The sequence below is a fragment of the Saccharicrinis sp. 156 genome, assembly GCF_050589685.1.
Classification (GTDB): Bacteria; Bacteroidota; Bacteroidia; order Bacteroidales; family Marinilabiliaceae; genus Saccharicrinis.
The window spans coordinates 1-13,173 of sequence record NZ_JBNGOS010000009.1 but is presented as its reverse complement, the minus strand read 5'-3'; the positions used below and the strand labels follow the sequence as shown (position 1 = coordinate 13,173).

The window sequence follows — 13,173 nt, the reverse complement described above, 5'->3', positions numbered from 1 at the left end:
TTTTAAAATGGTTTGATTCGACGTTCTCAAAACGTTAACTCTTCGTCTTTAAAACTTCAAATTAATTCCAAAGTTATAGGCTTTTTGGATTGGATAATTTGTCAGCGAAGCATTACCCGACTCCGGATCAAAGTAATCACTTGACAAGTGATCCCATGTCAATAAGTTTAACCCATTCGCATATATCCTTATCGAGCTTGCTTTTATTAAATTACATAACTTATCTGGCAAGGTAAATCCAAGCTCTATATTTCTTAATCGGACATATGAAGCATTGACCATCCAATAATCACTCTTGATGTAGTTACTTGATTCTTTACCTAACCGGGGATAACTAATATCCTCGCCTGCAGCAAACTTTTCAGCAGTCCATGATTTTTTCATCACTTCAGTGAAATTATCCTGGTTAGATGATACCCCTAGTCCGCTCATGTAAATATTACGATTTGCAGTCCCATGAACAAAAGCTGTTAAGTCGAACCATTTATAATTTACAGCCAGCTGAGCACCATAGGTTATTTCAGGAGTTTGCCCTATGCCTAACGGTGCTTTATCTTTCTCATCCACAACACCATCTCCTGTCAAATCCATATATTTTATATCGCCCGGTATTGGAGACCCTCCCAGTGCTGTTTGGTCTGCCCAACCCTCGATTTCCTCGTCTGAGCTGAACAGGCCATCCGTTTTATATCCCCAATGATACCCCCCTGCATATCCTTGGCTTCTGTAGGCATATGCATAGGTTTGATCATAAGGCATTTCTGCTGTAAACGTTTTTTCATTTTGGTTATAAGAAACATTACCATTCAAATTCACGAAGAAATCTTCATTAATTTCTTTGTTGTATCCAATTACCAATTCAAATCCTTTATTTATTGATTCACCAAGGTTGGCAGGTGGTAAAGAAGCACCCCCTAATCCCATCATTCCATCAGGAAGTATCGCAATATCTTTGATGATTAAATCAGAATTATCATGATAAAAGAAATCGGCTCCTACATATAAGGAATTAAACAATTCTGTTTCAATACCTACATTATATTTTGTTGACGTTTCCCACTGGATATTTTCATTTCCTAATTGATTTTCGGTAGAATTTGAGTTCCATGACGTAAGGTATAGATACTGGTTATCCTTACCATATGCGTACGCATTATTACCTACTTGACCAGCCGATGCGCGTAACTTTAAAAATGTTACTGTTGAATTATTCTCTAAGAATCCTTCGTTGGATACTACCCAGCCCAAAGCGAATGATGGGAAAAAGCCAAATCGGTTACTTTTTGCGAATTGCTCAGATCCCTGGTACGCAAAGCTGGCATCCATAAAATAACGGTTATTATATGCGTACGACATTCGCCCAGCCAATCCCATATAATTGGTAGGAAGATAAATCTCTTTCTGCTGCATTTGCCTTTGAGCCATCAACATGGCAGTTACATGATGTTTTTGACCAAAGGTTTGATCATAATCTAACGAAGCACGCATATTGTACATATAATAGAAATAGTTCGTACGAGAATCTGAGAGTGTTGAATTTTTTGTACCTACATTTTTAACATAGCCCAATGAGTCCAATCCATTTACATCTAACAAAGTCTGTACTTCATATCCTTCATAGGTTCTCTTACGGATTTGTGAATTGTTTGAGTTAACATCAAATGCCAATTGGGCTGTGGCTGAAAGCCCAGGTATTATTGATTCTAATTTTTGTCTGGCTCCAAAAGTATTGTTAAGTCTCAGGTTCGTACCTAAGGTAGATCCTGTGCGGTATAAATCACCATAAATGGAATTGTTGTTTCTAAAAGTCAACTTGTCCTTTTTAATGATTACTTCACCATCAGGGGTAAGATCCTGATAAGCATTATTGGGTGTTTTATATAATTTTTCTATTAAACTATTCCATCCTAATCCGCCAGCGTAAGGCGCATTCATTTTACCCATACTTCCCCCAATATTCAACCAAACATCCAGCTGTGGGTTGAGTGTGATATCCAGATTGGTACGAAAATTAAACAGGGTTGATTTTGATTCAGCATCATAGCTGTATTTATCAAATGGTTCATGTTCAAAAATAGAACCTTGCTGACTATACCCTAAAGAAGTAAAGTAACGCATCTGCTTTGATCCCCCCTGGAAGTTTACATTAACCCTGGTTTGCTTGGCATAATCCTTCATAAATTCGTCTGCCATATCCCTCACTGGATAAAAACCTGTTGAATCTGCCAGCATGTACCTTTCTATTTCTCGCTCAGTATAAGGTTCTCCTCCTGAACCATTATAAAGAAAATCATTTTCCAGTCGCTGATTATACAAATGAGCATAATCATAAGCCGAAACAAAAGAGGGTAGTCGTGTTGGTGCTTGCATTGAATGATCCAGAGATACCGAAATTTTTGATTTACCTACAAAACCACTCTTGGTGTTAATTAACAACACACCACCGGCACCACGCATACCATAGATTGCAGTAGCTGCCGCATCTTTAAGCACCGTTACTCTCTCTATTTCGTAAATATCAATACCTGCAGCCGAACGCTCAACTCCATCCACAACAAACATTACCCCATTAGAATTAGGAGAATCAAACCCTCTGATTTGTGTGTTAAAAGTTTCTTTTCCTGGTTCACCATCCTTTTGGATAATAGTTAATCCCGGCAACCTGCCTTGCAATGCAATCATCAGATTAGTAGACCGGCTCCTTAATAATTCCTCACCTGATATGGAAAAAATGGAGCTGGTAATACTATGCTTTGCTTTTTTACCGTATGCCACATATTCCATATCTTCTTTTACAAGCTTAATTTCAACATCATCGGTTGTCTTGTCAATAACCTGAAGCAACCTTTTGAAATCGGCCTTTTTAAAAATTAACGTAGTCGGAAGTTCTGCCACCTCTATTGAAAACTTACCGTCGATATCTGTAAACGCCTTATTGTTGTTTCCTTTTTCAGAAACAACTACACCGGGCAATACCACCCCCTTAGAATCTGCCACTGTACCTTTAATTACCGCAGCTGCATGGGTAACCAGTGAGGCCAGAAAAACTCCACAGACAATTAGTATATATCTTTTAAATATGTTTTTCATATGTTTTAATTTGAATTAATTCTTGAATATTAGCTATTGCCAAGCTTCCGGCTGTTCCAGGTTTGGTAAATATTTTCCGTCGACCAGAGGAATAGGGAGCACCTTATATTTTTCGTTATGGCAGGCCCAAACCCAAGGTGTCTGATAACGGGTATGCGTATAAGCAGCACCAACTTTCTCCACTAACATTCCACTAACAGTGTTGTTTTGTGTATTGCTGATGATATCCCACCTGCGTACATCATAGAAACGGTGATCTTCTAACACCAATTCCACGCGACGTTCGTTTCTGATTCTTCTCATCAACCAATCTGTATTGCCACTTTGATAATCCGGCACCGAGCTTATTGGAGGCTGGTTGGCTCTTACACGAGTCATATCTAAAGCGTAACAAGCTTCATCAAAATGACCTGCCCCACAAAGTGCCTCGGCATAATTCAAGTATATTTCTGCATAACGCATCATCATGCTATGATGGTTAACGCGTCCGAAAGCTGCACCCTTTGATCCCTTCCCATAAAACAATGGGTCTCTGTCTTTACCATAATAATAACCGGTATAAGTTTGTCTTTGACTGCCTGATGTTACATTACCATTGGTTCCAGTACCCGGCGCTCCTTTATAAGTCCAAACTGTAATGGCCCCCATTTGATAGGATTGTCCAAAATTGTTTCCATTGTACATGATATCCCTGGAAAGTCGGTCGTCCCTGTTTTCGTAAGGAGCATTATAATCATCGTAACCTGCGGCAAGCGCTTCAGGTGTAAAGGTAGGATTGGCATGGGTTGCATCATATTCCTGTACTACCATGGCCCCGTTCTTCAGCTCATAACAGTCTACCATCTCCTGGGTCGGAGTTTCACCGCACTTAACAATGGTAAAATTAGACTTTTTAGGCACGGCCTTACCCAGGTTAATACCCTGTACATTACTCAGTTGCGCCACCCTATCTCTTGCCCTCCAAATCACTTCTGTTGCTTCCAGGTTTACAGAATATTCGGAGATATACATCTTTTTAGTATTCTCCCAGGGCTCTAATGAATAGGCTCCCAGATCAAGAAACTGTTTGGCTGCTGCTGCAGCTTTTTCATATTTATTTACATCTCCATCAGGGTTATTAAGCGGACTGGCATTATATAATAACACACGTGATTTCAGCCCATATACAAAACCTAATGGCATACGATATTTATCGGTAACATTAGAAGGATCGCGTTTCATAGGAAGGATACCTCGGTCTATCACGCCTTGCAGCTCCTCAGCAATCCTGTTGGCTACCTCATCGTATGTAGGCCGTGTCATATCTTTCCATCCATCATATTCCAATGGAAATACAAAGTCGATAAACGGTAGAGGGCCATACATACTGATTAACTTAAAATGAAAATAAGCTCTAAGCGCTATGACCTCTTCTCTCATAAGGTCTCTTTCTGCCTGAGGCAATTCTTCATCGGAGACAGTAACCTGGGGCAGATTTTCAAGAAAAACATTACAAAAATGAATACCTCCCCAATATCTGCCCCACCATGATCCGGTATTGGGTTGGCTATAGGTATTACTTCTTTCTCCGGCCCATACTGCACCATTGGATGGACTCAGATTACCGTTACGCCAATTTCCCATACTCTGGGCTTGCTGATCAAAACAGTTGTCAGTTAGTGCTTCTTCGGTTGTCCAGAAATAAAGATAAACCCTACTTTTGGGTATGCCCTGGTAACAAGCATGAAACATCCCTTTAACTTTCGTTGCATCCCCAAGCATTCCTTCAATTGATTCTCTTGAATCTGCTTCTCTTGCTAAAGCGTTGTCAAAAGCGTCTTCGCACCCTGTTGTTGTGAGCAGCAATAACAATACAAAAGGTATAATGCAAAATATTTTATTTCGTTTTTTCATTCGTTAAAATTTTAATGATTTACAAGTCTATTTTACTAGAAAGTAATGTTAATACCCGCATTATAATTTGCATATAATGGGTGATTTAAAGAATTAGTAAGCTCAGGATCCAAATATTTAAATGGCATATTATCAAAGGTTAATAGATTTAAACCATTCAAATAAATCCTAACATTGCTTAATCCTATAGACTTCATCATACTTTTAGGAAAAGTATAACCTAGCTCCACATTTTTTAATCTAACATACCACATGTCGATTAACCAATAATTACTAGGTAGCTTGCTTACTGAAGATCCATCGATATGCATTCTTGGATAACGGATATCACCACTATTAGCTTGTTTTTCAGGAGTCCAGGCATATTTATGCAATCCAAAATAGTTTTTAAGTCCATCGATATTATTACCATGCCAATCCCAAATTCCTCGTTGAGAGAAATCAAAAGTATAATTGGTGACTCCTTGTAATAATGCACTAAAATCAAATCCCTTATAATTTACTTTAAGTGAATAAGATAAGTTTAATTCTGGCACCTTTGTGTAGTTCATTCTAATCTTATCTCTTTCATCAATAATTCCATCGTCATTTTGATCCTTGTATTTTAAATCTCCCGGAAGTACTGCTCCTAAACTCTCATAAGACGCCCATCCTGCTATTTCTTCTTCATCTTTAAAATACCCTAAACAGTCATAACCATAGATAGATCCTCTGGAAAAACCTTCTACGCGGTATGGGTAGGCAAAGTCATCTCCCAAAGAAACTTCGTTTGCATTTATAATTTTGTTCCGAGCAAAGGAACCGCCCAATGTAGTAGAAACCCTTAAATCATCGCTTAATTTTTTATTATAAGTTAACGAGGCTTCAATACCTTGGTTTGTCATTACCCCATCATTTCTTTTAGGTAATGCTGTTTGTCCGAACATATACACAGGAATTGGTACCTGACTCATTAGGATGGAACTCCTTTTTTCGTAGAACACGTCCACATCTAATTCAAACCCATTGATAAAGTTTGTTTCCAGACCAATATTGCTTTTGTTAGCTACCTCCCAAGTCACCAAAGTATTTGGCATAGACTTTTCATACACAGGAGTCGGTAAACCAGAATAACCACCTAATCCTCTAAAGAAATCACTTGATCCTTGTGTCCAGTTATCCAAATATGCAAATCGGCTTCCTCCCATTCTGTCGTTACCGACTTGTCCAAATGATCCTCGAAGTTTCATAAAGCTAATGGCGCTTGAGTTTTTCATGAAATTTTCTTCGCTGATAACCCAACCTAATGAAACCGAGGGGAAAAATCCAAATCGTCGTCCTTTAGCAAATTGTTCCGACCCGTTCATACCAAAGTTAAATTCTCCGAGGTAACGTTGTTTGTATCCATAGGTTGCGCGACCTACAATACCAACATATTTATACGGAACTGCACCATTTACTATTCTTTGAGTTTGGTTATACAGAAACAACCCGGTAACGTTATGATCTCCAAAAGAATTATTATAATTCAATGAAGCATCCAAATTAAAACGTGTAGAATTGCTTTGTGTTAATACCGGTATCAGTTCAGAATCTTCACGTGTACCTGTTTGGTTGTATACAACAGCTGAATCTTGCCCTGCTGCATCCTTTAGCATCTCTGCCCGAAATGAACTATAGGTTCTTCTAAACCCTCTGATGTGTGTATCTTTTGTATCGTACGACGCAACTACTTTAGCCTTTAGGCCTTTAGTTATCATTTTCAGGTCTTGTTCAAAACCTACTGTATTCTGAATATCATTATTTGTTGTTACACGATATCCGGTTCTGTTTAATTGACCATAAATTCCATCCACAACATTACCATCAGGATCTACATTAGGTCCTTTTAATATAGAGGCACGGTCGGCAAAACCTGCCAATAGAACATAGTACCACGATGCAGTGGTGGCTGCACTTGGCTGGTCACCTCTAATAATAGGGTCATTTTTATCTTGTAACGAACCAGAAAGATTCATCCAACCTTTTAACGTAGGTGTAATTTGTGTACTAAAGTTAGCACGGTAAGTAAACCTGTCTAATCGTTGCTCATTATCATAATTATATTCATCCCATCGTTCTGTTTTAAAAGGCCCTCCCTGACGGGTATATCCTAAACTGGCAAAATACTTGGTTTTTTTTGTTCCTCCACTCATGTTTACGTTTCCTTTAACCATGGGTGTATATTTGTTCACAAATTCCTCATACCAGTTTCTATCTCTGTAATATTCAGGAAAATCACCGTTGCGGTAATGATCTATCACCTCTTCCGGGTATGGAACAGGGTTGTTCGGATTATCAAGTGCAACAACTTCATTACGCACATTCATATAATCAATCGCATTCAACGGATCCGGCAACCTGGTTAGGGTTTGCATAGAATAATTCACATTAGCAGTAACTCTGGCCTTCCCTACCTCACCTTGCCTGGTTGTAACCAAAATAACACCATTTGCACCACGTACACCATAAACAGCTGTTGCTGATGCATCTTTTAATATAGAAATAGATTCAATATCATAAGGATCGATATTGTTTATTCCACGCTCAATACCATCCACTAATATTAAAGGATTAGTGCTATTCATAGAAGCCTGACCACGAATATATAAGTTAACATTCTCAGCTCCTAGCTCACCACTTGTTTGCATGATAGTTAGACCAGGCATTTTACCTGCCAATCCTACAGATAAATTCGCTGCTGGCGATCTTACAATATCAGTACTACTTATAGTAGATATTGCAGCCACCACACTTTCTTTTTTCTGTGTACCATATCCCACTACAACCACTTCTTCAATATCAGAAAATTCAGGTTTTAATTGTACATCTAACTTTTTTCTTCCATCCAGATCAATTTCCTGAGATTCCATCCCGATAAAAGAAAACACTAGCTTCGCATTGGAATCGCTTAGCTGAAGAGAATATACTCCTTCAAAATTCGTTATTGTTCCTTGTGTTGTTCCCTTTATTATTATGCTGGCCCCCACAACCGGCTCCATAGCTTCATCAGTAACACGTCCTGTCACCAAATGTTGCTGCGACATACCCCAAACCGACATGAAGCATAAGAGAAACATTAGCAATGATTTTTTCATAAATTATTTTTATTAATTAGACTTAAAACACCGCTAAAGTATTAGATGTGCAATCGCATTTTTCTCACATTTACACTTCGTTTTCTTTATTCCGTTCCAACATCTCCATAAATCGATTTTTCGTTAAAATAAGTTGCAATCGTCAGTTACCCTTGAAATATCACTGTCCCATATCCATCCACCAGAAAAGATACATCGACAGGCAAAAACATTAATATCCCGACCTCATTAAGTCTAATTTATTTAGAAACCACCACCTTTAACACATCCGCTTGAAACGGTAACAAGTCTGTTTTATCGTTTTTGTTTCAGCTTTTATCACTTTTGAAACACCAAGAAAGCATACCGAATAGTTTCTTTACTTTCTTGATTCATATTTGCCTTATTTTATAACTTTAAAAAGTATATTTATTTAACTTTGCGTTACTTCTGCAATTGACAAATTGAAACTTAAGACAATCCATAAATGCTGAACTATTTCTTTCTTAATGCAATTAGTTTTAAAATCATAAATACAAGCTTAAAAAAGTGTCTATTTGCATTGTCTTTATTTACTACTGCATTATTATATTCGCAAGATGATTTTACTTACCTCCCCCCAAAATTTCAAAACCTATCTTTAAAAGATGGATTATCTAACCTGGCTATACATTCAATTTGTCAGGATAATTTGGGATATATTTGGATTGGTACTGCCAGGGGACTTAATAGATATGATGGGATTTCGTTTAAACACTATTATTACAACGATGATGAAAATTCATTATTCCATGATAATATCATTGAGCTGCACAAAGCTCCCAATGGAGATATTTTTTGCAGAACAAGCTCAGGCATTAATATATATAGCATTGAAAAGGAAAAGCTAATAAAAAAGAAATCTATCGTTTCCTGGCATAAGTCCTTCACCAACTATGATTCTGTGGTTTACTCAACCAAACAATCCAAAGGACTTTATCAATACAATACCGATCACAAACAAATTAAACAAGTAGAAAACTTCCCAAAGAATGACCTTATAGACGAACTCCTAAGTGAAGAAATGACTGGAATCTGGGGGAAATCTATCAATAATCAATTCATCATAAACTATAATCCTAAAACTTCAGATTACAAAAAGTATTTCCTTCCTGATTCTGACACACTTATAGTTGGTGGCACCCTTTCACTTATTCAAAAGCACTTAATAATAACTACAAATACAAACATCTCAATATTTAATATAGAGAAAGAACAATTTGAAGATTTACATGAGAACTATGGTGGCTTAGTTGCTATTCAAAACCAACAATTAGTTTTATAAAGCAAGTAGAAAAAAACATTTTATGGATAGGTACAAAATCGCATGGGCTTTACGTATACAATACAATAAGTCAATCGCTTAAAAACTATCACAAAACAAAAGATTCAAACACACTAAATTCGAATCACCTGACTTGCTTTTTCAAGGATATTAACAATAACATTTGGTTAGGTACATTTGACAGAGGGGTAGAAATAGCTTTTGAAAGTCGTAAAAACTTTAATTTTGATTTAACCTTACAGGATTTTACAAAGGACAAATTTGTGACTTCGATATGCACCGACTACAAAGGCAATTATTATATAGGAACCAGATTAAGCGGACTTTTTACATATAATACAAAAACAAAAAAAACATCCGTTTTAAACGAGAAAAACAGTTTTATTAAAGACAATAATATTAGAAGCTTATTATTGAGCTCCAACAACGAACTGTGGATAAGCTCAGAAAAACAATTGCATATTTTAAACCTAAAAAACGGTAAGCACAGGAATATCGAAATTCCGAAACCCAACAATGGTCTGGTTAACTTTTGTGAAACAGACCATCAAATATTTGCAGGTTCTGACAAACAAGGGTTACTTGTTTTCTCCATTGATGGTAAACTACTGGATACAATAACTAAGTTTAATAAAAATGTTACTCAAATATTACAGCAAAAAGATGGTAAGCTAATTGTTGCTGCACATTCTGTTGGATGTTTTATTTATGACTATAAAAACAATCAGAGTGAAAATATCCAAAAAATAATCGCACCGACCCTAAAAAATTTAGGACAGATAGTTACCATTTATTTGGATTCGAAAGAGAACCTATGGATAGGTAATTTTAAATTTGGTTTGTACCGAATATCGAAGGATAAAAAAGAGGTAACAATTTATACCATGAAAAATGGACTTCCCAGCAATGATATTACGGGTATCATTGAAGATGAAAAAGGAAACATGTGGATTAGTACTGCCTATGGTTTGTCTATGCTAAACAAGAAAAGTGAATTTATAAACTACTCCTACAACGAAGGACTTGAGAATATTCAATTTCACCAAAAAGCCACCTTGAAAGATGAATTTGGCACACTATTCTTTGGTGGAAACTTTGGCCTTACTTTCTTTAATCCCAAAGTTTTTGACTTTGAAAACAAACAAGCACCCAAAATACGACTTGAAACATTGAAAGTTTCCAACCGCCAGGTAACACCCGATGACGACACTAATATTTTAACTAAAAGCCTGGCACTTACATCTGAAATAACCTTATCACATCATTATCCCAGTTTTAGCATCGAATATAAAGGCTTTGACTATGTTTCCGCCAAAAACATGAAATATGCCTACATACTGGAAGGTTCTGACACGGATTGGAACTATGTGGACAACAGGACTTTTGCCAGTTATCAGAATTTAAAACCCGGTGATTATATTTTTAAAGCAAGAGTTCAAAACGACAACGGAAACTGGTCAAGTAACTTAGCAACACTAAATATTAAAATTAAACCAGCCCCTTGGCTTACAATATGGGCTTTAGCAGGCTACATTTTGTTTTTAGCTCTATTAATACTGGGTGCATTTAAGTTTGTTTTATACATAAAACACTACAAAAAAGAACTTGAAGTTGAACAAAACGAACGAATTCGAGAAAATGAAGTTTCACAAATGAAGCTGAGATTCTTCACCAACATATCCCACGAGATAAGGACTCCGGTAACTTTAATAAAAGGAAATGTCGATTATCTTAAATCAGAATTAAATGAGAAGAAAATGACATTAAATTCTATTGGTAGTTTAAGTAACAGTACCGACAGATTATTAAAACTAATCAACCAACTACTTTCTTTCCGCCAATTGGAAAACGATGCGCTTGATTTAGAAATTAAAAATCAGGATATTATAGAAATAACAAAAGAGCTGGTTATATCGTTTCAATACACGGCTAAGCTTAAACATATTTCTATAGAAATTGATACAAAAGTCAAAGACTTAATTATTCCTGTTGATAAAGACAAATACGAGAAGATATTAAACAACCTACTGTCCAATTCTCTTAAGTTTTCGAAAAAAAACGGTCAAATTAAAGTTGTCATTGAAAAACTAAACGCAAAAGACCTTGCCCATGAATTTAAAGTTGACAATACCATAAATAACTTTATTAAGGTTTCTGTTATTGACAATGGCAAAGGTATATCACCCGATCAGTTACCCCATATTTTTGACAGATACATTCAATATAACAATAACAACAGCAAACCGGACTACTCAAGTACTGGGATAGGGTTAAATTTTACCAAACGACTTATTGAACTCCATCATGGAGCTATTGCGGTTACCAGTGAAAAAAATGTGTTGACTTGCATGCGTTTTATTTTACCAATAGATGCACATGTTTATGCATTGAAAGATATGGCGGTAAAAGAAAGAGAACAAACATCAATATTCACTGAAGAGCTTGTACCTGATTTGCACAAAGTAAATAAACCCGAAAAAGTGATTTTATTAGCTGAAGATGACATTGAGCTAAACAAGTTTATTCAAAAAGCATTGTCGGGAATGTTTCAAGTTATTCCCACCTATGATGGAAAAGATGCGCTTAAACTGGCAAAAAAATCACTTCCTGATATTATAATATCTGATGTTATGATGCCCGAGATGGATGGCATTACTTTGTGTAAATCAATCAGAGAAGACAATTTAATATCGCACATTCCCATAGTTTTGCTAACAGCTAAAGCTGAAATTGAAAATAAAATATTAGGCTTTGATTATGGTGCAGATGAATACATTACCAAACCTTTTGATTTGAATATTTTAAAAGCCCGCATTCAAAATTTAATAAAACAAAGAAGTGCACTTCAAGAATATTATAAAAATGCAATGCCGGTTGAATATAAAACAGATACAGTAAATCAATTTGAAGTTAACTTTATGAAAAAGATTAATTCTGTAGTTGAAGAAAACTATAAATCTGTAGAATTTAATGTTCATCTATTAGCCGAAAAAATGAACATGAGCCGCACAAGTTTCTATCGAAAGTTTATGAATATCACAGAAACCCCTCCAAAAGATTATATCACAAATTTCAGAATCAACAAATCATTAGAGTTAATCCATAAAGGATACGAAAGTCTGGGCGAAATTAGCTTCATGTGTGGTTTTAGCAGTCAAACCATTTTTTCTAATTCTTTTAGAAAAGCAAAAGGAGTATTACCTCTTCAGTATAAAAAATCATTAAAACAAGCACACAACAACTAAACAAATAAAGCCCCTTTGTTCAATGGTTTGGCTCCTTCTATAGGCGCAAAACAACGTATTCCCAAATGTTTATCATTTATCATCAACAATAAGGAGCCGTTTCTGAAAATTAAATAAGATTAAAGTTTACATACACTAATTAATTACAAGTTTCGTATTAACATTAAAACCTCGACCTTTAATATTCAGGATGTATATTCCATTTGAAATATCATTCATTAATAGTTTGGTAGGCAAGCCATTGTTTAACAATTCAAGATTTTGATATAAAAATAATTTACCTTTAGTATCAAAAACCTGAGCCGTCGCTTTGCCTTTAATGTTAGTGCTTGTTTTAATGTATATATAATCCTGATTTACAGGATTGGGATATACACTTATTTTCGGATTCATTTGACGATGTCTATCCAGCGAGGTGAACTGATCCCTATTTACCCAAAAATATTTACTAGATAAAACGGAGTTTACCCACCCAAAAAACGGTTTGTCCTCAGGCTCATAAATTGTCAAAAAAGCGTCAAAAAAA

Annotated in this window: 6 protein-coding genes; 2 read left to right on the top strand and 4 right to left on the bottom strand. The window is 36.0% G+C overall.

The window, feature by feature from the left end:
- Positions 1-48 precede the first annotated feature (48 nt).
- From ACRD64_RS07040 to ACRD64_RS07030, 3 genes are read right to left on the bottom strand one after another with little or no spacing between them, the layout of a single operon-like run.
- Positions 49-3,090, bottom strand: coding sequence for a SusC/RagA family TonB-linked outer membrane protein (locus ACRD64_RS07040; protein ID WP_430932569.1), 3,042 nt, complete (start codon positions 3,088-3,090; stop codon positions 49-51).
- Positions 3,091-3,123: 33 nt separating this feature from the next.
- Positions 3,124-4,983, bottom strand: coding sequence for a RagB/SusD family nutrient uptake outer membrane protein (locus ACRD64_RS07035; protein WP_430932567.1), 1,860 nt, complete (start codon positions 4,981-4,983; stop codon positions 3,124-3,126).
- A gap of 35 nt (positions 4,984-5,018) precedes the next feature.
- On the bottom strand, positions 5,019-8,099 hold the full coding sequence (locus tag ACRD64_RS07030) for a SusC/RagA family TonB-linked outer membrane protein (RefSeq protein ID WP_430932566.1): 3,081 nt from the start codon (positions 8,097-8,099) through the stop codon (positions 5,019-5,021).
- A 466-nt stretch (positions 8,100-8,565) separates the two neighbouring features.
- Between ACRD64_RS07030 and ACRD64_RS07025 the strand changes: the two genes are divergently transcribed.
- On the top strand, positions 8,566-9,402 hold the full coding sequence (locus tag ACRD64_RS07025) for a two-component regulator propeller domain-containing protein (RefSeq protein WP_430932564.1): 837 nt from the start codon (positions 8,566-8,568) through the stop codon (positions 9,400-9,402).
- Positions 9,403-9,665: 263 nt separating this feature from the next.
- Positions 9,666-12,647, top strand: a complete 2,982-nt coding sequence (locus ACRD64_RS07020; RefSeq protein WP_430932563.1) for a response regulator — start codon at positions 9,666-9,668, stop codon at positions 12,645-12,647.
- Positions 12,648-12,782: 135 nt separating this feature from the next.
- Here ACRD64_RS07020 and ACRD64_RS07015 read toward each other — a convergent pair.
- Positions 12,783-13,173, bottom strand: a 391-nt coding sequence (locus ACRD64_RS07015) for a T9SS type A sorting domain-containing protein (protein WP_430932562.1), incomplete at its 5' end; no start/stop codon positions are given.